This is a genomic window from Streptococcus sp. DTU_2020_1000888_1_SI_GRL_NUU_041A (genome assembly GCF_032387735.1).
Taxonomy (GTDB): domain Bacteria; phylum Bacillota; class Bacilli; order Lactobacillales; family Streptococcaceae; genus Streptococcus; species Streptococcus sanguinis.
Map to the genome: position 1 here is coordinate 1863033 of NZ_CP135591.1, position 21782 is coordinate 1884814.

Annotated in this window: 24 protein-coding genes and 1 riboswitch; of the genes, 3 read left to right on the forward strand and 21 right to left on the reverse strand. The window is 43.3% G+C overall.

The features are described 5' to 3' along the window. Positions 1–111: 111 nt before the first annotated feature. Entirely contained in the window at positions 112–744 is a 633-nt protein-coding gene (locus RSK81_RS09200; protein WP_002909170.1) for a DUF421 domain-containing protein, read from the reverse strand. Beyond that, positions 741–1196, reverse strand: coding sequence for a DUF3290 family protein (locus tag RSK81_RS09205; RefSeq protein ID WP_002897090.1), 456 nt, complete (start codon positions 1194–1196; stop codon positions 741–743). The genes RSK81_RS09200 and RSK81_RS09205 overlap by 4 nt, the downstream gene beginning before the upstream one ends. Before the next feature lie 141 nt (positions 1197–1337). Between RSK81_RS09205 and RSK81_RS09210 the strand changes: the two genes are divergently transcribed. Then, on the forward strand, positions 1338–2165 hold the full coding sequence (locus tag RSK81_RS09210; RefSeq protein ID WP_125402489.1) for an exodeoxyribonuclease III: 828 nt from the start codon (positions 1338–1340) through the stop codon (positions 2163–2165). Between the two features lie 11 nt (positions 2166–2176). Beyond that, positions 2177–2563 (forward strand): bleomycin resistance protein, encoded by a 387-nt coding sequence (locus RSK81_RS09215; RefSeq protein WP_061595084.1) that lies wholly within the window; start codon positions 2177–2179, stop codon positions 2561–2563. 27 nt (positions 2564–2590) lie between these two features. Here the strand turns inward: RSK81_RS09215 and nth are convergent, their stop codons facing one another. The 8 genes from nth to tmk all read right to left on the reverse strand — a co-directional run bounded on the left by nth (position 2591) and on the right by tmk (position 9079). Then, the gene (gene nth, locus RSK81_RS09220) at positions 2591–3220 is read right to left on the reverse strand and encodes an endonuclease III (RefSeq protein WP_002905943.1); all 630 of its coding nucleotides are present in this window, start codon (positions 3218–3220) and stop codon (positions 2591–2593) included. A 94-nt stretch (positions 3221–3314) separates the two neighbouring features. Then, positions 3315–3668, reverse strand: coding sequence for an arsenate reductase family protein (locus RSK81_RS09225; RefSeq protein ID WP_002903226.1), 354 nt, complete (start codon positions 3666–3668; stop codon positions 3315–3317). Positions 3669–3803: 135 nt separating this feature from the next. Further along, positions 3804–4979, reverse strand: a complete 1176-nt coding sequence (locus RSK81_RS09230; RefSeq protein ID WP_315686614.1) for a 3-phosphoglycerate dehydrogenase family protein — start codon at positions 4977–4979, stop codon at positions 3804–3806. 12 nt (positions 4980–4991) lie between these two features. Then, positions 4992–6083, reverse strand: a complete 1092-nt coding sequence (gene serC, locus RSK81_RS09235) for a 3-phosphoserine/phosphohydroxythreonine transaminase (RefSeq protein ID WP_002923632.1) — start codon at positions 6081–6083, stop codon at positions 4992–4994. A gap of 256 nt (positions 6084–6339) precedes the next feature. Next, positions 6340–7209: a 16S rRNA (cytidine(1402)-2'-O)-methyltransferase gene (rsmI, locus tag RSK81_RS09240; RefSeq protein WP_315686616.1), complete on the reverse strand. Its 870-nt coding sequence runs from the start codon at positions 7207–7209 to the stop codon at positions 6340–6342. Positions 7210–7211: 2 nt separating this feature from the next. After that, positions 7212–7529, reverse strand: a complete 318-nt coding sequence (yabA, locus tag RSK81_RS09245; protein WP_002897077.1) for a DNA replication initiation control protein YabA — start codon at positions 7527–7529, stop codon at positions 7212–7214. 24 nt (positions 7530–7553) lie between these two features. Then, positions 7554–8444, reverse strand: coding sequence for a DNA polymerase III subunit delta' (locus RSK81_RS09250; protein ID WP_315686618.1), 891 nt, complete (start codon positions 8442–8444; stop codon positions 7554–7556). After that, complete coding sequence (gene tmk / locus RSK81_RS09255) at positions 8441–9079, reverse strand: dTMP kinase (protein WP_002923625.1); 639 nt, start codon at positions 9077–9079, stop codon at positions 8441–8443. Before tmk ends, RSK81_RS09250 begins: the two co-directional genes overlap by 4 nt. Before the next feature lie 312 nt (positions 9080–9391). Here tmk and RSK81_RS09260 point away from each other — a divergent pair, with 312 nt between their 5' ends. Next, positions 9392–10279, forward strand: a complete 888-nt coding sequence (locus tag RSK81_RS09260) for a YitT family protein (protein WP_315686619.1) — start codon at positions 9392–9394, stop codon at positions 10277–10279. Positions 10280–10311: 32 nt separating this feature from the next. On the opposite strand, the gene RSK81_RS09265 is transcribed toward RSK81_RS09260, so the two are convergent. From RSK81_RS09265 to RSK81_RS09315, 11 genes are all read right to left on the reverse strand, one after another. Then, entirely contained in the window at positions 10312–10968 is a 657-nt protein-coding gene (locus RSK81_RS09265; RefSeq protein ID WP_002905931.1) for a CBS domain-containing protein, read from the reverse strand. Positions 10969–11343: 375 nt separating this feature from the next. Beyond that, positions 11344–12054 (reverse strand): ABC transporter ATP-binding protein, encoded by a 711-nt coding sequence (locus tag RSK81_RS09270; protein ID WP_002894681.1) that lies wholly within the window; start codon positions 12052–12054, stop codon positions 11344–11346. Next, positions 12054–12818 carry an ABC transporter ATP-binding protein gene (locus RSK81_RS09275; protein WP_002923617.1) on the reverse strand — a complete coding sequence of 255 codons (765 nt, stop codon included), beginning with the start codon at positions 12816–12818 and terminating at the stop codon, positions 12054–12056. The genes RSK81_RS09270 and RSK81_RS09275 overlap by 1 nt, the downstream gene beginning before the upstream one ends. Continuing rightward, positions 12818–13771 (reverse strand): branched-chain amino acid ABC transporter permease, encoded by a 954-nt coding sequence (locus RSK81_RS09280; protein ID WP_002923615.1) that lies wholly within the window; start codon positions 13769–13771, stop codon positions 12818–12820. The genes RSK81_RS09275 and RSK81_RS09280 overlap by 1 nt, the downstream gene beginning before the upstream one ends. A 3-nt stretch (positions 13772–13774) precedes the next feature. Next, on the reverse strand, positions 13775–14644 hold the full coding sequence (locus tag RSK81_RS09285) for a branched-chain amino acid ABC transporter permease (protein WP_002897070.1): 870 nt from the start codon (positions 14642–14644) through the stop codon (positions 13775–13777). 245 nt (positions 14645–14889) lie between these two features. Next, positions 14890–16050, reverse strand: coding sequence for an ABC transporter substrate-binding protein (locus RSK81_RS09290; protein WP_002894677.1), 1161 nt, complete (start codon positions 16048–16050; stop codon positions 14890–14892). A gap of 88 nt (positions 16051–16138) precedes the next feature. Beyond that, on the reverse strand, positions 16139–16408 hold the full coding sequence (locus RSK81_RS09295) for a YlbG family protein (protein ID WP_002918525.1): 270 nt from the start codon (positions 16406–16408) through the stop codon (positions 16139–16141). Positions 16409–16568: 160 nt separating this feature from the next. Further along, the gene (locus tag RSK81_RS09300; RefSeq protein ID WP_223310285.1) at positions 16569–17186 is read right to left on the reverse strand and encodes an ATP-dependent Clp protease proteolytic subunit; all 618 of its coding nucleotides are present in this window, start codon (positions 17184–17186) and stop codon (positions 16569–16571) included. A gap of 80 nt (positions 17187–17266) precedes the next feature. Continuing rightward, positions 17267–17896, reverse strand: a complete 630-nt coding sequence (gene upp / locus RSK81_RS09305) for a uracil phosphoribosyltransferase (RefSeq protein ID WP_002894672.1) — start codon at positions 17894–17896, stop codon at positions 17267–17269. Between the two features lie 97 nt (positions 17897–17993). Next, a complete protein-coding gene (gene mgtA / locus RSK81_RS09310; protein ID WP_125434778.1) occupies positions 17994–20654 on the reverse strand; it encodes a magnesium-translocating P-type ATPase in 2661 nt (886 codons plus the stop codon). Positions 20655–20811: 157 nt separating this feature from the next. Beyond that, positions 20812–21423, reverse strand: a complete 612-nt coding sequence (locus RSK81_RS09315; protein WP_009659077.1) for a glutathione S-transferase family protein — start codon at positions 21421–21423, stop codon at positions 20812–20814. Positions 21424–21572: 149 nt separating this feature from the next. Continuing rightward, positions 21573–21729, reverse strand: a riboswitch (M-box (ykoK) riboswitch). Positions 21730–21782 lie beyond the last annotated feature (53 nt).

Below are 21782 nucleotides of genomic sequence, written 5' to 3' on the forward strand. Positions count from 1 at the left end.
GGCTAATGAAACCTTTTTTAGTAGCACTTCATTATATCATATTTTGTTAAGTTTGCGAAAAGATAGTCACCTATAGTAAACATAAATAAAAACCTAGAAAATCTTCTAGGTTTAATAGGTCACAACATTCAAGTTGCCACTTTCATACTCAGCGATGAAGATATTTGAAATATCGGTGTATCCATCTTTAGCCAGTCTCTCCACCAGCCACTCTTCTGTTTTATCAATAGACTCCAGAATATCAATTTGGACAACACCATCTGTGATAAGGGGATATTTAGGATTCTCTTCACCAGCCTGTACGATGATGAGTTGGCCGTTTTGCTCTATAACCGCCCGTTTGACTTGCTTGAGCTGGAAAATACCTTGGCTGCGCAGCTTCAAAGCTACATCTGCTGCTGAAAGACCAACAGAACGGCAGGCTTCGGGACTCAATTTCCCATGCTGAATCAACGTTGTCGGCTTGCCATCAATCAAATGCTTAACTGCACGGACATTGTTATTGAGCCACTTTAGGGTCAAGACCAAGATGGTCCACATAATAAGAATGACTGCATACTGAAGAATGTTAATGGAGCTATTATAAATCACCCCACCGATAATGCCACCAAGGACATAGTTTTGAATCTGGTCGATTGCTGAATTGGGCGCCAGATTGCCTTTTCCCGTCACATTAATAACAAAAACCAGTGAGAAAAGCCCCAGTGCTAGCTTAATTAGGATTTCAAGAAAATTCAATGTCATTTTTCAACCTCCACTATTTCGATATCTGTCGTCTTATGCAAGTCAATTTTTTCAAGCAAATATTTATCCGGCTCACTGCCACTCATAGCCCGATAAAAGTTCTTTCCGACCTTCAAAATCGCTCCATCCGTTGCGGCTGAAGTATTGACATAAACTTCTGACTTATCCACACCTAAGTCTTCTGAAATAACCTCAATGAAATGCAGAGAGGTTTGAAACTGGTTGTTAGAGTCTTGGTCAGTCTGAAAATTGCTAATGCCAATCAAGACCATAGCCACCAAGGCCAAAACAGAGATGATGGCTAGTTCCCGAAATTTTGAATCGCGCTTATTGCGATAGGCCTTAAAAGCAAAAAATCCTGTCACAAGCAGCAGCAAGACAGAAAGTGCAACTGTCACCCAGTTTTGCTGGCTAATCTGACTCAAAACATAATCATAAGAATAGAATTTCATGGTTTCTTTCCTCTATTTTTCTAGGATAATTATAGAAAAATTTTCATTATTTTTCAAGCTTTCTTACAATCACTTTGCTATAAATCATTCCTAAATTTTGTTATAATAAACTCAGTAAGTTTTACTAGAAAAGGAAATTTTATGAAACTCATCTCTTGGAATATTGACTCCCTCAACGCTGCATTAACCAGTGATTCTGCCCGCGCTCAGCTCTCTCAGGCTGTTCTTCAGACCTTGCAAGCGGAAAATGCAGATATTATCGCCATTCAGGAAACAAAACTGTCTGCGACAGGTCCGACAAAAAAACACTTGGAGATTTTGACAAATCTTTTCCCAGACTACGAAAACACTTGGCGCTCCTCACAAGAGCCGGCCCGCAAAGGCTATGCAGGAACCATGTTCCTCTACAAAAAAGAACTGACGCCAACCGTAACCTTCCCTGAAATCGGCGCTCCGTCAACCATGGATGTAGAAGGCCGCATCATTACGCTGGAATTTGACGGTTTCTTTGTCACTCAAGTTTATACGCCCAATGCTGGCGATGGACTCAAACGCTTGGATGATCGTCAAGTCTGGGATGCCAAATACGCTGAATACTTGGCAACACTAGATGAACAAAAACCAGTCCTCGCTACTGGCGACTACAATGTGGCCCACAAGGAAATCGACTTGGCCAATCCAGCCAGCAACCGCCGTTCACCAGGCTTTACTGACGAAGAACGCGCTGGCTTCACCAACCTGCTAGCTAAAGGATTTACCGATACCTTCCGCCACTTGCACGGCGATATCCCTAACCAATACACCTGGTGGGCGCAGCGCAGCAAGACTTCTAAAATCAACAACACAGGCTGGAGAATCGACTACTGGCTGACCAGCAACCGAGTGGCTGACAAGGTGACCAAGTCTGATATGATTGACTCCGGTGCGCGCCAAGATCACACACCCATTGTCATGGAGATTGAACTCTAAGGAGAAAACGAATGGACTATCAAGCTGTCATTCCTGAATTTGTAGTATCTGACATCGAAAAATCACGCCACTTCTACTGCGACCTGCTAGGATTTTCTGTCGAATACGAGCGTCCAGAGGAGAAATTTCTCTTCCTCTCGCTTGAAGACTGCCAACTTATGCTAGAAGAAGGCAGCGCAGAAGAATTAGCTCAGCTGACCTATCCTTTCGGGCGCGGTGTCAATATTTCCTTTGGCATTGCGGATGTTCCTCAGCTCCACCAAAAACTGCTGGAAGCTGACTATCCTATCCATCGTCCCCTGACAAAAAGAGAATTTCGAGTAGGAGATACCTTTATTTACCCTCATGAATTTGCGATTTTGGATCCAGATGGTTATTTTTTAAGATTTAGTGAATAAGAAAGCGAAGTCATTTGACCTCGCTTTTTAAATGTCTTTAAAGTTATAGAGTTGCGGATAGTGATCGCACTCGGGATTTTTAGGATGGCAGATAGCCCGTCCAAAGTAAATCATGGCCTGATGGGCTGGCAGCCAACGTTCCGGCGGAAGGACATCCATAACTCGCTTTTCTACTTCCAGTGGCGTTGCCGACTTTTTAACGATATCATGGTGCTTGCAAATGCGCTCCACATGAGTATCAACAGCAAAGGCCGGAATGCCAAAGCCCACACTCATGACTACATTGGCCGTCTTGCGACCAACGCCAGCTAGACTTTCCAATTCAGCCCGCGTTTGTGGTACTTGGCCATCAAAGTCGTCCAAAAGCTGCTGGGCGCATTTCTTCAAAAACTTGGCCTTGTTGCGGTAGAGGCCTAGGCGGGAAATGTATTTAGCAATGTCTGCTTCACCAGCCGCAGCCATGTCTTGAGGACTTGGATAGGCTTCAAACAGAGCTGGCGTTGCCTTATTGACCGCAGCATCTGTCGTCTGAGCCGACAGCATGACTGCTACTAAGAGTTCAAAATGATTACGAAAATCTAGACTGGGCTTAGCATCAGGGAAAAGAGCAATAATTTCCTCAATCACATGGCGAGCCCGTTTTTTTGATAAAACCATGATTCTTCTTTCTAAGATTGAGATAGATTTATTATATCATGAAAGGAAGAAGCATCCAAAAATCATGATTGAGAATGCAGCTGTTCTTAATACTTTACAAACCTAACTCTTCATACGCCTTTCGGTAGCCAATCTGCAAGATTTGGTTATCTCGAACCAGAAGCGGTCGCTTAATCAGCATGCCGTCTGTCGATAATAAATCAGCAGCTTCCTGAGCAGACAAATGCGGCACCTTTTCTTTGAGACCTAGCTCACGGTATTTGAGGCCGCTGGTATTGAAAAAAGCCTTGATCTCAAAATCAGAATTCTGAATCCAGTCTAGGAGCTGGTCCCGGCTAGGTGTATTTTGGACAATATCCACTGCCTCAAAATCCACTCCTAATTGATTGAGCTCAGCCTTGGCCTTGCGGCAGGTAGAGCATTTTGGGTATTCGATAAATTGTAACATTGTTTTTCCTCCGTCCCTATGATAGCCCAGCTAGCTTCTTCTTGTCAAGCCGAGACTCATTAGAAAAAGCCGACAAGCGAAAGGCTCATCGGCTGGTACAGACTTATCCCCTAGGGAAGTATAGTCTGTTTTTTATTATTTCTTAATCAAACGCACGCGCACAATATTGTCGCTATTCTCAAATTTATCAACCAAGTCCTGAATCTTGCTTTCGTCCGACTCATCCAGATCCAGCAAAGTATAGGCATAATCACCCTTGGAACGATTGATGATATTGTCGATATTGATATTTAAATCACTAACCGCTGTTGAAATCCGAGCTACGATATTCGGTACATTTTTGTTAATCAGGGTAATCCGATAAGGGGCTGAGAGAGCCTGACGGACATTAGGGAAATTCACAGAGTTGATAATCTCGCCTGTTTCCATGAAGCGTCGAATGGTTTTCCCAGCCATAATGGCACAGTTGAGCTCAGCTTCCTCTGTCGAGCCACCCAAATGCGGAAAGACAGTAATCTGTGGATGACGGAGCAGCTCTTCTACACCAAAGTCTGTGATATAGCGCTTGACTACACCAGCTTCTATGGCTTCAAAGAGGGCAGCATTATCCACCAGCTCGCCACGAGCAAAGTTGATGAGGGTTGTTCCCTTTTGCATAAGACCAAAAGCAGCCTGATCGAAAGTAGCGCGTGTATCCTCAGTCAGAGGGACGTGGATAGTGATATAATCACTCTTCTCAAAGATTTCCTTAATGTCTGCTACCCGTTTGACATGGCTAGAGATATTCCAAGCCGTTTCAATGGATACATAAGGATCATAGCCAAGGACATTCATCCCCAGACGATAGGCATCGTTGGCAATGCGACCGCCGATAGCACCCAGACCAATGACTCCCAAAGTCTTCTCTGCAATCTCTGTCCCAGCAAACTGTTTCTTACCCGCTTCTACTTGCTTGGGAACATCATCTCCAGAAAGGCCGTTAGCCCAGCTATTAGCTGCGATATAGTCACGCGCGGACAGGAGAATGGAAGCCAAGACAGCTTCTTTCACCGCATTGGCATTAGCTCCTGGCGTATTGAAAACCACAATTCCCTGAGCCGTTGCCTGTTCGACCGGAATATTATTTGTTCCTGCACCCGCCCGCGCAATAGCTTTGAGCTTGCTTGGAAATTCCTGTCCATGCAGGTTTTGACTGCGCAGGATATAAGCATCTGGATTGTCAGACTTGTCTCCGTCGATCTGAAAAGCATTGCCCAGCTCCTTGAGCCCGATTTGATTGATATTGTTAAAGGTTTTGACACTAAAGACCATAGTTCCCCTCTCTTAAGAATTTTCTTCTTCAAATTTCTGCATAAAGGCAATCAAGTCCTTGACACCTTGAAGCAGAAAAGCATTGTAGAGACTAGCTCTCATGCCACCTACGCTGCGGTGCCCCTTGATATTCTTGAATCCCGCTGCTGCAGCCTCTTTGTTAAACTTGGCATCCAGCTCTGGGCTAGGAGACACAAAGGGAATATTGGCTACTGAGCGCTGCTCCTTGTAAAGGACTGGACTACGATAAAAGTCAGACTGCTCAATGAATTCGTACAAGAGGCCAGATTTTTCACGATTGCGCTTTTCCATCTCTGCTACGCCACCCAGCTCCTGGACCCACTCAAAAACCAGCTTGGCCATATAGATGGCGAAAGTCGGTGGTGTATTGTAAAGAGAGCCATTGTCCGCCTGAATGCGGTAATCTAACATGCTAGATAGAACTGGTTCGTCATCCAGCAAGTCTTCTCGGATGATGACAACTGTCACGCCGGCAGGTCCGATATTCTTCTGAGCCCCAGCATAAATCAAACCGAAATCCTCTACTCGGTATTGAGCAGCCAGGATATTAGAAGACATGTCCGCCACAATCGGCACGCCGTTAGTCGCAGGAAGGTCATAAATAGCCGTTCCTTCAATAGTATTATTGGTTGTCAGATGCACATAAGCCGCCTGCGGATCAATCTCCTTTTCATCAAAAGAAGGAATTTCCGTGTAATTTAAATCCTCTGACGAAGCCAAAAGAATAGGCTCAAATGGAATGAACTTAGACAGCTTGACTGCTTCGGTGTAAGCTTTCTTTCCCCAAGATCCAGCCACTAGGTAATAGGCCTTGCCGCCTTGGGCTAGATTAAGAGGAATCATACTAAACTGAGTAGAAGCTCCACCCTGCAAGAAGAGCACGCGGTAATTGTCCGGAATATCCATGAGCTCACGCAGCAAGCTCTCAGCTTCTTTGATAATATCGTCAAATTCTTTGGATCGGTGGGACAGCTCCATCACACTCATGCCACTTTGGGCATAGTCTAAAAACTCAGCCTGAGCTTTTTTCAAGACTTCCTTGGGCAATACTGCCGGTCCAGCAGAAAAATTGTAAATCGTCATATCCTACCTCCAAAATTTATTTTGTATATCATATCACAAAGTTTAGAAAATATCTATTTTATTTCAGAAATCTAGTACTTTTTTAGCCAATTCCCGAACATTATTAATTTATGGACAAACGAAATCTGCTGTCTAATCTAGCTAACAAAAAAATCCTGAGTTTAAGTCAGGATTAAATAGTCTTACTAAAAAGCTGAGTTGCGCTTTTTCCAATTCTAAAAGAGACAACTGGTTGTATTGAGAAATTTCTGAGAGTCTACCAATCCTTATTTTCATGATAAACCGCATAGAGCTCGCTCTTGTTCCTGCCGTATTTCTTGGCCACCTCCTTGATAGCCTGATTTTTTTTGCTGCCGGCTTCAACTAAAAGATCAATCTCAGCTAGGATCTGCTCTTGAGAAATTTCTTGTGGAGCATCTTCTGCCGCCCCAGCTACAATCAAGAGACACTCTCCTTTAGGCGGATGTTCAGCCGTATAGGCCAGCAACTCTGAAATCAGCCCTCGTTGATACTCTTCGTGAATCTTAGTCAACTCACGCACCAAAACGACTTGTCGGTCACCATAAACTGCCAGCATGTTTTCCAGCGTAGCCCGAACCCGATGAGGGGATTCGTAGAAAATCTGGGTCTCAGGATAAGATTTTTTGCTAGTGAAAAATTCCTTCTGCTGGCCAGCCTTTCTAGGCAGAAAACCATAGAAAATATGCGGTTGAGGAGCCAAGCCGCTGGCAATCAAGGCTGTTATTCCAGCGCTAGGACCAGGAATCGGTACTACAGTAATTCCGGCTTCTAGCGCTGCCTGAACCAAATCATGTCCAGGATCAGAAATACTGGGCAGACCAGCATCCGAAACCTGAGCTATATCATTTCCACTTTGAAGCATGTCCAAGAGAACTGGAATTTTCTCCTTGGCATTGTGCTCATGAAAACTGATCTGCTTAGTCTCAATCCCAAAATGCTTGAGCAGAAGGCCCGTATTTCTCGTATCTTCAGCCGCAATCCTGTCAACCTCTTTCAAGGTATTGACCATGCGGAGGCTCATATCATCCAGATTGCCGATAGGAGTCGCGACCAAATAAAGCTTGCCGTAGGCAGTTTCGCCCTTAAAACTTTTTTGAACCTGCATCACTACTCCCTAAATAATAATTCATCGCAGAACATGCACTCTGCGTCATTCTCCCGGCGCTGACCATAGAAATCCGTACAGACATGAAAGCCGTCATAGTAAAGCTTACGCAGATTATCTCGGTTTTTCTTGGTCTTGGCCGGAGCTTCCTTCTCCACCTCTCCCAAGCGCTCCCTCAACTTGTCATTTTCCAGATGCAGAGCAATATTTTCCTCTACCACACTCTTGAGATTTTTCTTGACAGCCTCCACCTCAGCAAGGGTCACTAAAAGCGTCTGTGAAAAATCATCCAAGGCGTCAAATAAGTCTTTTTTATCCATTTTATACTCCTGTGCTGCCTCTTTTTAATTTCCCGTCAAAGTCATATATTCTAAAGCGTTTTGAAAAGATACGTTGGCCCGCCACATCTTCCGAGCCAGCAAAAGCTGCTCCAAGGCCTGTCGACCGCTCTCTGTTGCTATCTCTTTATAAAATAACACTTCCAAGAGCTTGAAGACCTGTTCCTGCTTCTCCTTATCATCAGCCAGCTTTGCCAGACGCGAAACCTGCAGAAATGCCTGACTTGGACGAGTTTGAAAATCCTTGACAAAGCGCTCGCATTCGCTGACTAATTCAAAAAAGGCATTATTATGAGCCAAGCTAGCCGCTTCTGACTGAGTCTGACTATAAGCAGCTAGTAGCTCCGCTCGACTTTTAATCAAGCCATCCTGTTCGAAACTGTGCTGCAGAGCAGCTGTATTTTTCAAGAAATGATAAACCTGAGTCCGACTTCGAATCGTCGGCAGAATCAGCTGTTCATCAGCAGTCAGAAGAAAGATATAAATCTCACTCTGCGGTTCCTCAATGACTTTGAGCAAGGAATTGGCTGCATTGATGTGCATCCGATCCGCATCGCAGATAATGAAAACCTGCCGACTGCCTTCTAAACCACTTTGAGAGAAGTTTCGGACCAACTCCCGAACTCGGTCTGTTTTAATAATGTTATTAACCGGTCGCACCACAGTTACATCAGAAAAATCTTCTGCTGCAATCAAACGACAAGAACGACAGGACTGACAAGGCCAGACGCCTTGCTTATTCTCGCAAAAAAGACTCTGAGACAGGATTTGGGCCATTTCAAAACTGCCAAAAGCTCCGGTAAACAAGTAGGCATGGCTTAGCCGCCCCTGTTCCAAAATATGCTGAAACTGCTCAAACAAGCTGGGCTGGCTTTGCTGTAAATCTTTTATCTTCATGACGGATTCCCAAATCGTTCCTGAATGATGGCCAAACTATCAGCCACTACCTTATCCAAAGGTTGACTGGCATCTACCTTGACAAAGCGCTCAGGCTCCTTGTCAAGAATCGCCAAATAGCCCTGCCGAACCCGCTGGTGCAAGTCCAAACCTTCCAGATCAAGCCGATTCACCTCTCGGCTCTCGCTCTTAGCAATCCGCGCCAGCCCTTCTTCCACATCAATATCAAAATAGAGGGTCAAATCAGGCTTGAGTCCATCTGTCGCAAACTGATTGAGCCATTCAATATCTGCCACATCCAGACCCCGTCCGTAGCCCTGATAGGCCACTGAACTATCGATAAAACGGTCCATCAAGACAAGCTTTCCTTGCGCCAAAGCTGGCAAAACCCGCTCAGTCAAGTGCTGACGGCGGCTGGCAATGTACAGCAAGAGCTCAGTTTTAGCATCCATAGCCGTATGACTAGGTTCCAAAATCACTTCGCGAATGGCCTCCGCAATCTGGACGCCGCCCGGCTCCCGCGTCGTAATAAGACCAGTGCCATAATTTTGCAAAAAAGGAAGCAAGGCTTCCAACACACTCGACTTTCCAGCCCCTTCTGGACCTTCCAGCGAAATCAAAATACCATTTTTCATCTTTATCCTTAATCACTAACTTCTATTTTTTAATCTTTATAAGAAAATGCAGATGAGACTTACTCTAAAGCTTGATATAAGCTACTTTTCAGAGTTCGTCTACATTGCTGAGCAGCCTGATAAGAGCCGACTCCGTCAACTCATTATTTTCATCCCACTCTTTTTTATCTATTGTTTATTTTACCAAAAAAAAAGCCAAAAGCCCATCATAAGAAAAGACTTTAAAAATTTTTTCAAAGTGTTTCACAAAGGCTAAATTTTTGGTAAAATATATTCAGAATAAATTTCTGGAAATAGATTTAGGAGGATCTTATGTTTAAATTAAAAAACGTACTGGCCATCATTTTTGGGGCTGGAATTTTTTCTTTTGGGATTCATTATTTGGTCATTCCTTTTCATTTATATGAAGGTGGCGCGACGGGTTTGACCTTGATTGCCTACTATCTGTTTAAAATCCCTGTCTCGACGACCAACCTGATTATTAACATTCCTCTCTTTATTATTTCTTGGAAGCTACTGGGCTCGCGAACCCTCTACCTCAGCATTCTGGGAACCTTCTCTGTATCTGCTTGGCTCAAGATTTTTGAAATCCTACCTGCCTCCAAACACCTGCAAGACTATTTTCTCTCAGCTCTGGACGGGGACGTTTTACTAGCCTGCCTTGGAACAGGGATTGTTTTGGGGATTGGACTAGGTATCATCTTCAATGCTGGCGGAACAACTGGCGGTACTGATATTGTAGCCCGTATCTTTAATAAATACACTAGCATTTCCATGGGCAAACTCATGCTGACAGTTGACTTTGTAGTCATTACCTTGGTTCTCCTTGTTTTCAAAGACCTACGCATGGTGTCTTATACCCTGATGTTTGTCTTTATCACCTCACGCGTCATTGACCTGATTGCAGAAGGAGGTTTTGCCGGCAAGGGATTCCTTATCGTTACCAGCAAACCGGCAGAACTGGCTGAAGCTATCAATAACAAGCTGGATCGTGGAGTGACCTTCCTCAAGGGTCAAGGCTTCTATAGCAAGCAGGACTTGCAGATTGTCTACTGCGTTGTATCCCGTAACGAAATGCAGCAAATGAAGAAACTCATTAACCAAGTCGATCCATTTGCCTTTACAACTATTACCGAAGCCCATGAGATTTTAGGTGAAGGTTTCACATTAGATGCTAACAAACAACCTATTGTACGTTAAAAACCTCATCTAACGATGAGGCTTTTTATCGCTTATAATGCTTTTGCTGAAGTATGTGTAATCTCAGCCAGCTCAATCGCATGCTCTTCAAATTTTTTCTTGAGGAGCGCCGTATCTATATTACCAGCTAATTGTACTTCAATGACGACTTTGCCATCCTTGCGTGGGATATTGACGGTATTGGAGATGTTGAGATTTTCTTCCACCAGAAGACGGATTATCTGTTCAAGAACCCCCACCTTATTCTCAGTGACAAAGCGCAGACGGACTCCCTCTTCACCATAGCCAGACACTTCTAAGAAAGCTTTGAAAATATCGCGGTCAGTAATAACCCCGTAAAGCTGCTCATTGTCCACGACAGGCAGGATACCAATCTTATTTTTCAGCATCAGATAGGTCGCATCTTCCAGACTGGCAAACTGAGAAATCGTGACCACATCACGAATCATAACATCACCAACCTTTGTTTTGTTGAGAAGATAGTTCATCTCATAAATGGACAGACTCGTTGCCTTAGATGGACTAGCTTCTGCAATCGTTCCTTCTGTCACCAGTCCCACTAGTTGGTCATTCTCAATCACCGGCAGACGGTGGAGTTTCTGCTCACGCATCATATCTGCCGCATGAGCAATCGTTGTATTTGGGCTGATATAAACCACCTTACGCGTCATAAAATCTTTAACTGCCATAAAAGTTCCCTCTACTTCCTATCCATAATTCTTATACTTATTATACTTTATTTTGAAGCTGATTTCAAACGCTTCCAAGGCCTGTGCCTAAGTTTTCAAAATTTAGAAAAATCCCTCGATTGGAAAAATTTGAAGATAGTAAATGGCTAGCTATACTACCTTAAGCATCTAGGAGAAGAAAAAAGGTCCAATGGACCTTTTCTAAATGTTAAGTTACTACCATAACTTTCTATCAACAACCTAAAAATGTCTCCCAGACATTTTAAAGAAAACTCGCTGCCGCGAGTTCCCATTTGCAACCTGAAACAATTTCCCAGTTTTTGACGAAAACCTTGTTTTCTTTATCTGCAACTTAAAAAGGTCCATTGGACCTTTTTAACCACCTAGATATGCTTTACGGACTTCGTCAGAAGCGAGGAGCTCTTGTCCAGTTCCGGACAGAACTATTTTACCTGTTTCAAGGACATAACCACGGTCAGCGATAGAGAGAGCCTTGTTTGCATTTTGCTCAATCAAAAGAACTGTTGTGCCTTGTCGCTGAATATCTTGAATAATATCAAAGATTTCCTGGATAAAGATTGGCGCCAAGCCCATAGAAGGCTCATCCAAGAGCAAAAGCTTAGGCGTAGACATCAAAGCCCGTCCCATAGCCAGCATCTGCTGCTCACCACCTGAAAGGGTTGCAGCATCTTGGTTTTTACGCTCTTCCAAACGAGGGAAACGAGAGAAGACCTTTTTGAGATTGGCTTGATTTTCTTCGCGGTTTGTTTTGAGAAAGGCGCCCATTTCCAAATTCTCCAAAACGGTCAAACCTGGAAAGACATGACGTCCTTCTGGTACTTGCGAAAGTCCAGCTGCTACGATTTTTTGAGCAGGAACTTTTTGAATTTCATTGCCTACAAATTCAATTTTACCAGCACTTGGACGAACCAAGCCTGAAATCGTGCGGAGAATGGTCGTTTTCCCAGCGCCATTGGCACCAATCAGAGAAACGACTTCTCCTTCGTTTACTTCAAAGCTGACATCACGGACAGCCTGAATCATGCCATAATGGACAGAGAGATTCTCAACTTTAAGCATGGACATTAGGCTTCACCTCCTAGATATGCTTCAATAACGCGTTTGTCATTCTTGATTTCATCAGGTGTTCCGTGCGCAATCAAGCGGCCGTACTCCAAAACATAGATTCGTTCAGTAACTTCCATTACCAGACTCATGTCATGCTCAATTAGCATGATGGTAATGTTAAATTCGTTTTTAATCCGTCGAATCAATGCAGTCAGCTCTGCTGTCTCCTGAGGGTTCATCCCTGCAGCCGGCTCATCCAAGAAGAGGATCTTTGGCTCCGTTGCCAAGGCCCGAACAATCTCCAAGCGGCGCTGCTGACCATAAGCTAAGTTCTTAGCCAAGGTTTCTGCTTCCTTGTCCAAGTCAAAAATTTTCAGCAACTCCAAAGCCTTAGCTTTGAGTTCTTCTTCGTTTTTGTAGTAAGCTGGCAGGCGGAGGAAAGAAGCCAACACATGAGCCTTATGATGATTACCAAAGGCAATCAAAACATTATCCAAAACACCAAGGTCCTTAAAGAGCCGAATGTTCTGGAAGGTCCGCCCTAGCCCTAAAGCAGCAATCTTATAAGGAACCTTACCATTTAGCAAATGACCATCTAGTGTCACTGTCCCTTCACTAGGCTCATAGACACCGGTTAGGAGGTTGAAAAGAGTCGTTTTTCCTGCACCATTAGGGCCAATCAGACCAACCAGCTCTCCCTCGTTGAGTTCCAAAGTTACATCGCTGACAGCGGTCAAACCGCCAAAGTTTTTAGTTAGATTTTTCACATCAAGAAGTGCCATTATTCTTTGACCTCCTTATTCTTTTTGAAGAGCTTAGACAAGCTCAGCTCCCAAGTTCCTAAGAGTCCGCCTGGACGGAAAATCATGACCAAGATTAAAGCCAAAGAATAGACGATCATCCGAATGCTGGATACATCCTGCAGCAACATATTGAGAACTCCCAATACCACTGCAGCTACAATGGTTCCAGTCATAGAGCCTAGGCCACCAAAAACGACAATAATCAAGATATTGATAGTGTTGGTAAAGGAATAGTCCTTAGGAACAACTGAACCAACGAAGCCAGCTTGAAGAGAGCCAGCAATAGAAGCCGTGATAGCTCCTAAAACAAAGGCTGTCACTTTGATTCTAGTAGTGTTAACCCCAACAGACTCGGCAGCAATCTCATCCTCACGGACAGACAGAGTACTGCGACCGATAGGACTGCGCAGGAAATTCAAGGTCAAAATAGTTGTGATAACAACAAAGACATAGACCATCTGCCAAGAAGTAAAGGGCGGAATGGATAGGATACCAGCTGCGCCATTCGTCAAAGTACCGCCATTAATAATCAGAATCCGGATAATCTCTGAGACACCAAGAGTCGCAATCGCTAGATAGTCCCCTTTAAGACGTAGTGTTGGCAAACCGACTGCCAAAGCCACAATACCAGCAATGATAGCTCCAGCTAGCATGGCAATGAAGAAGGCTCCATAAGTTGGCGATTTAGAGCCAATAATTGCTACTGCGTAGGCACCGATAGCCATAAAGCCAGCGTGCCCAAGAGAGAATTGACCTGAGAATCCGACGACGAGATTAAGCCCCACAGCCAGAATAATATTAATCCCGATTTGCTCTAAGATTTGAATATAAAAAGCATTGAGAACACCGGCACTAACCAATACTGTCATCAGCAGGTAGCCAATTAAGACAAGGCCAAGCCAGAAAATATTTACCTTTAAATTCTTTTTCATACCTTACACCTTCTCTTTCACATTTTTACCGAGGATACCAGCTGGACGGATCAGAAGAATGACAATCAAAATCGCATAGACAATGGCATCACGGAAATCAGATAGTCCAAGCGCTGTCGCAAAAGTTTCCAAAAGACCAATAACAAAGCCACCAAGCGCAGCACCAGGAATAATTCCAATACCACCGAGAACGGCCGCTACAAAGGACTTGATACCTGGAGTCATCCCCATCAAAGGCTCCAATGAATTATAGTAAAGGGCAATCAGGACGCCAGCAGCTCCTGCAAGAGCTGATCCCAAAGCAAAGGTGAAGCTGATTGTCCGATTGACATTGATTCCCATGAGCTGAGCAGCATCACTGTCTACGGACACAGCACGCATAGCCTTACCCATCTTTGTCTTCTGCACGATGAACTGCAAAGCCACCATGAGGAAAATCGAAATTCCCAAAATCAGCAACTGAATATTTGAAATAGAAATCGGCCCTAAGTTAAAGCGTACTGTTTTAATAACCTGTGGGAAGGAACGAGTATTGGCACCGACAAAGAAAATCATGCCATACTCGAGGAGAAAGGAGACCCCAATGGCTGTAATCAAAGCCGCAATCCGAGTCGAATTACGCAGAGGACGATAGGCTAAAAACTCAATAACCACACCGAGAATCGCTGTCCCAATCATCGCTAAAATGAGAGAAAGGAAGAAATTAAACTTCAAGATATTAATCAAGTAATAACCCATAAAGGCACCAATCATATAGATATCGCCATGGGCAAAGTTAATCAGCTTAATAATCCCATAAACCATGGTATAACCCAAAGCCAGAAGCGCATAAACACTACCTAGGATTAGACCGTTGACTAATTGTTGGAGCATTAGACACCACTCTTTCTATAATAAAATAAGGAATGGGAGAAAAATCAGCAGACTAGGTCGTGATTTTATCATCCCACTCCCAAAATACGAATAATAGTTGATTGAGAAACGAAGAAGAATAGATTATAAAACGATACTCTTTCAAATCCGTAGATTTATGAAGAAAGAAATCATCTACTAACTTGCTCAAGCAACTAAAAATAGAAAACAAGTCAAAGACTGGGATAGTCCCAGCCTCATAACTACTATTCCGCTTTAACTGTTTCTACAGTATCTACTTGACCGTCTTTCAAGCCAATCATCAGAGCTGTTTTCACTGGATTGTGATCTTTATCAATAGTGATTGAACCAGTCACTCCATCGAAATCTTTAAGCTTAGCCAAGTTGTCTTTGATATCTACAGAAGTTTTAGCGCCTTTAGCTGCTTCTGCTGCCATATAAACAGAGTCATATGCCAGAGCTGCAAACATAGATGGCTCTTCTTTGTACTTAGCTTTATATGCTTCAATAAACTTCTTAGCTTTTTCTGACATTTCACCAGAAGTTGTAAAGCCAGATACATAGTAAACATTTGTAGCTGCCGCAGGAGTTGCTTGCTCAACGAACTTAGCATCACCAAAGCCATCAGGACCAACGATTGTTTGGTCAATACCCAAACCACGCGCTTGATTGACAATTTTACCAGCTTCTGTATAGTAACCTGGAACAACCAGAGCGTCAAATTCTTTGCCCTTAATCTTTGTCAAAGCAGCTTGGAAGTCTGTATCCTTGGATTGGAAAGTTTCTGTTGCTACAATCTCACCCTTGAATTCCTTCTTGAAAGCATCCGCCATTCCTTTAGCGTAGTCACTAGATTGGTCGTAGTAAAGAACGACTTTCTTAGCTTTCAAGTTATCAGTAACATACTTAGAAATGATTTTACCTTGGTAGCTATCAATGAAGGTTGCACGGTAAAGATAATCTTGCTTGTTGGTCAAATCATCCTGAGTCGCACTTGGTGTAATGATTGGTACACCTGCTTTAGCAGCATTTGCAGTAGCTGAAGCTGTAGCTCCAGAAGTCGCAGGGCCGATGATTGCATTTACCTTGCTTTGAGTAACCAAGCTAGTAGTGATGGTAGATGCTTCAGCAGTTTCTGATTTGTTATCCTTATCAGTAACTTCAATCTTCTTGCCATCTACGCCACCAGCAGCGTTGATTTCATCAACAGCCAACTGAGCACCATGTTGTTCAGCTGTACCGTAGGCTGCTACTTCACCTGATTCTTCAAAGTTGAAACCAAATTTAATCGTATCGCCAATTTCTGTACCAGTTGCTGTTGAGTTGTTATTGGATACTTCTCCACAGGCTGCGAGAAGGGCCGCACTAGCAAAAGCTACTAGGGATAGTGCAAATTTTTTCTTCATTAGGAAATCTCCTTAAGTGATTTGATTGATGATATAGTAAGAATATATCGAATTATCTGACAATTGTCAACCCTTTATAGAAATTTTATCAAATGATAACGTTTTCTTGCTCTCTATACAGGCTTCCAACAAAGTTTTGATCCAGTTCTTTTATGTGAGAAATCCGAACTTGCTTAACGTAGCGCTCCTTGGGCAGATTCTCCTGTAAGTTCTGGGCTTCCTCTTGATTGACATAGAGATGCAGATAGCGATGCTTCTTAGAATGATAAATAATATCCCCAAAGTTAGCTAGCTTTTTGGCATCTCGATTATAGTAAAGATAGACAATCAAGCCCACTCTTTCTTCTCTCTCTATCATAAAACTCCTTTCCAGTCCATGTAGTTCTTAGATGATTATAGCAAAGATAGGGCAAAAAAACTAGCCCTGAAAAGCTTTATGATTAGCTTAAAACACCTGAACTTGCTAGCTCGTCAGATTCAAAACAGCAAAAAAAGAGCCTCTTTTGGCTCCTCCTCTGTTAGCTCAGATTGCTATTTTCCATGATTTCATCAATAAAGCCGTATTCCAAGGTTTCCTGAGCACTCATCCAGTAATCGCGTTCCGCATCCTTGTGGATTTGCTCAACGGACTTGCCAGAGTTTTCAGCCAAGATTTTTTCCAAGGTATTCCGAGTTCTAAGTAAGTGCTCAGCTACAATGGCCATATCCGTCTGCTGAGTACCGCTTCCAGCTCCGCCCATTGGCTGGTGAATCAGATATTCTGCATTTGGCAGCATGAATCGTTTGCCCTTAGCACCACTGGAAGCAATGATTGTTCCCATGCTGGCAGCTACACCCATAACAATGGTCTGAACATCAGACTTGATGAAGTTCATAGTATCCACAATAGCCAGACCTGCTGAAACGGATCCGCCCGGCGTATTCACATAGAGATAAATATCTTTAGTATTGTCCTGTGCATCCAAGAAAAGGAGCTGGGCAATGACTGAATTAGCCATATTGTCCTCTACTGGGCCAGTCAGCATGATAATCCGATCTTTTAATAGCCGGGAGTAAATATCATAGGAGCGCTCCCCTCGGCTGGTTTGTTCAATAACTACAGGAATCATAGTTTTCTCTCTTTCTCTTTTTAAAATTTTCTATCAAACTAGGGAATAGAATTTCAAATTACGAGACTATTATATCCTTTTGGTCAAAAAAGGTCAAATAGAAACTTTTACTTGGTCCCGAAAAGACGATCTCCTGCATCTCCCAGTCCTGGTACGATATAACCATGGTCATTAAGATGATCATCCAGAGCAGCTGTGAAAATATCAACATCTGGATGAGCTTCCTGCAAGGCTTTTACTCCTTCAGGCGCTGAAACCAAGCAGACAAATGTAATATGGCTAGCACCACGTTTCTTCAGAGAATCCACAGCCAAGATAGCAGAACCACCCGTAGCCAACATTGGATCTACAACGAAAATCTGACGTTGGTCAATATCTTCTGGCAACTTGACCAGATACTCAACCGGCTTCAAAGTTTCTTCATCACGGTACATTCCGATATGGCCGACCTTAGCTGCTGGAACCAAGCTCAGAAGTCCATCCACCATACCAATACCAGCCCGCAAGATTGGAACAATAGCTAATTTCTTCCCTGCAATCTGCTTTTGGACCGTTTTCGTAATCGGTGTTTCAATTTCTACATCTTCAAGTGGTAAATCGCGCAAAACTTCATATCCCATGAGCATTGCGATTTCATCAACTAATTCACGAAAAGCCTTGGTAGAGGTATCTGTACGACGCAAGATAGACAATTTATGCTGAATTAGTGGATGAGCGATAACTTCAAGTTTTCCCATGATTGGATTTCCTTCTTTCAATTTATTCTTCTTATTATATCAAAAAAAGAGTGAAAAGGCTTGCCATAAGCAAGCCTTTTCAAAGATTTTCTTCACCTTATAGCCATTCTCTATAGCGCTTGATATAAAGGTGTTTAACAAGAGTTACACTAACCATATAAAGCACAATAATCAAGAAGAGGAAAAGGAAATAAGTGCCATTCAACGGAGCTGTCTTCAGAACTGACGCAAAGAGGCTGTATGGCAAGGAAGTAACAAAGAGAGCTGCTGCCATGGTCGTCACAATAACGGATAAAGCAGGACGGCTCTGCACAAATGGCAGCTTAGGTGAGCGCAGCATGTAGATGACCATGGTCTGGGTCCACATGGACTCAACGAACCAGCCTGTTTGAAAAAGAGTGATAAAGGTCTCTGCCTGTTCAGTGCCAGCTTGATAACTGCTTACTGTTATCATAGGAACAATGATAAAGTAGAGGGCTAAGTATGTCAAAACATCAAAAATGGATGAGATAGGCCCAATCCAAGCCATAAAGCGGGTAATAGAGTTAGCAGACCAAATCCGTGGTTTCTTGAGAAATTCACTGTCAACGTTATCAAAGGGCAGAGCGATACAGGACAGATCATAAACCAGATTAAGGACAATCAGATGAACTGGTGCCATAGGAAGAAATGGCAAAAAGATGCTGGCAAAGAGGAGAGAAAAGATATTCCCAAAATTGGAACTGACCGTCATCTTAATGTACTTGGTCATGTTGGCATAGACCTTGCGTCCCTCTACCAACCCCTTCTCCAGAACCATGAGATCCTTGTCCAGCAGAATGACATCTGCTGTTTCCTTGGCTATATCGACAGCTGTATCAACAGAAATACCCACATCTGCTACCTTCATAGAAGGTGCATCATTGATACCATCACCCATGTAGCCAACCTTGTGACCATTGTCCTTGAGTTGGAGAATGATCCGAGCTTTTTGGTCAGGTGAGAGCTTGGCAAAGACCGTTGTATTCTCTACCGCTTGGCTCAATTCTTCATCAGATAAGACATCCACCTCTACACCCAGCAAGATATTGTCTACATCTAGCCCAACCTTTTCACAGACTGCCTGGGACACCTTATCATTATCACCGGTCAAAATCTTAGTAGCAACGCCGTACTCAGCCAAGGTTTCAATAGCTGGAGCCGCAGATGACTTAGGTGGATCTAGAAAGGCCAGATAGCCCGTCAAAATCATGTTAGATTCATCCTTGACTTCATAGTCGTAATCTTCTTCTAAGTCTGACTTGTAGCTAACACCAAGCACGCGCAGCCCTTGCTCATTGAGTTGAGCCACTTCCGAAAGGATTTCCTGACGAATCTCCTCAGTCAATTCAGTAATGCGTTTCTTGTATTCTACATGGCTAGAGATAGCCAGCATTTCCTCCAAGGCCCCCTTGGTCACCATGCTGATAACATCCTCATCATCCTTGACAATGACACTCATGCGACGGCGTTCAAAGTCAAAGGGCAGTTCATCAATTTTCTTAAAGGTTTGGTCTAAATTACGGACAATCTCATGCTTTTCTGCTTCTTTCTCCGTCCGATTGATAATAGCTCGATCCATGAGATTTTTGAGACCAGTTTGATAGTAGGAATTGAGAAAGGCACGACGGAGCACTGCTAAGTCCAAATCACCATGAATATCCAGCGGGTATTCTAACACAATCTCATCTTGAGTCAGTGTGCCTGTCTTATCCGTACAAAGGATATCAATAGCTCCTAGATCCTGAATAGCGTTCAGCTTCTTAATCACGACCTTTTCCTGAGCCATAATAATGGAACCTTTAGCCAAGCTCGCCGTGATAATCATAGGCAGCATTTCTGGAGTTAGGCCGACCCCAACGCTGAGGGCAAAGACACCTGCTTCCAGCCAGTCGCCGTCTGTCAGACCGTTTATGAAGAACACGACTGGAACCATGACGAGCATCAGACGAATCAAGAGCCAGGAAATGCTATTCATCTCGCGCTCAAAAGAGGTCGGCTCATCATAGGTGTTAAGCGTCTGCTCAATGGCTCCCATCATGGTCTCATCGCCAACCACCAGCACCAGAGCTGTAGCTCTTCCGGAAATAACGTTGGTTCCCATAAAAGCCAGCGACTCTGTTTCTAAAAGGCTATCTAGATTTTGCCCATCCGACTTGGCCAAATAGACCTTTTCTACTGCATCGCTTTCGCCTGTCAGGCCGGACTGCTGAACAAAGAAATCACGCGAATCCAGTAGCAGCACATCTGCAGGAATCATGTCTCCGGCACTAAGCTTGATGATGTCTCCTACAACAAGCTCATCAATCGGCAGTTCCTGCTCTGCTCCTTCACGGATAACCGTAGCCGTGTTGACAATCAACTGAGACAGATTGCTAGCAGCGCGGTCGCTCCGCAATTCCTGAACAAAACGAATGCCTCCAGAAATCAGCACCAGAACAACAATGATGATGGAAGTTGTCGGATCTTCCTCACCAGGCTTAGCCAGCCAAACATTGGTCACTAAAGACACGAGGGCAATCACCAATAAGATGACTGTAAAGGGGTTAATGATAGACTCGTAAATTTTCTTTAGGATAGAGTCTTCCTGACCCTTTGTGATGATATTTTCACCATAAAGGTCACGATTTTCTTCAACCTGTTCTTCTGTCAGGCCGCGAAAAGAACTCTTGTAAAAAGCCAGAGTTTCTTTTACAGGAAGCTGCAGAGCAGCAACTAATCTTTCTTTTACTGTTTTCATTGGTTTCTCCTTGATGTATGATTAATAATTTTCATACACAGGGACCAATCACTTTATAAGGACAGAACGACACAAATCAGCGATTGGCTGTGTATGTGCGGTTCCGGATAATCGTCAATTTGCATCGCGTGTCTCCTTTCTTAATTTATAAAAACAATTAAAAGTCCCAAGATGCCTGCAAGACGTCAAAGGTGGCATTCATCTTCTGTGTCCAATCTTGCAATTCTGGAAAATTTTCTTTTAAAGAAAATCCAATAACTTCTTCACGTAAATTCCACCAATCTACAAGAGCAACTACTTGGATTGTTGCAATATTTAAAGAGAGCCCTTGCTCAGTAGCCAGTTTCTCTAACAAAGACAAACTCCGTATATTTCTCTCTTCAATTTGCTGATGTCTGTCTTTCCACCAATGTTCTTTTTCATGGAAAAATTTTTCCGCAACAATCGGCATTGTATTTTCCAAAATTCCTTCAGCAACGGACAGTATATTTAAAACATGCCATTTCTCCATTCCATTGGGGAAAAGTGAGACTTCCTGACCTAGTTCGTCTAAATATTGAGAAATTAAATCACTACCATATAACCATTCTCCACTGGAAGCTTGAAAAGCAGGAATTCTACCTAAAGGATTATCTTGATTGTGCGGTGAATTTCTATCAAAAGCCACCTGAACTTTCTGAATATCCACTTGCTCCTCTAAATGATGATGTAAAATTGTAACATATACTTTACGCGCAAAAGGACTGGTACTAGAATACCAAAATTTCATCACTATTCCTCCTTCTTTTTTCTTGAGAGGCAGGCAATCAACTATTTGCACTCTTGAAATATTTTCAGCAAAAAAGAATACCCTGCCAATTTCTCAGCAGGGTTGTTTGCATGTCAGGTTATTCGCTTCATTGTTTTATGCACAGATAAAGCAAGCATTTACCGTTCAAGCTTTAACTCCATAAGGCGATGAAATGAGCTTAGTCTTGACCTTGGCGATCAAGACTGTTGACCAACGAGTAGTGTCTCCACTGCTTTGCGGTAGTCATCCGTATCCTTATGGTAGCCTCACCTACCGATTTTCCACTATTACTATACTCCTCTTTGGAAGGATTGTCAATCTTTTTTTATCGCTTGAGA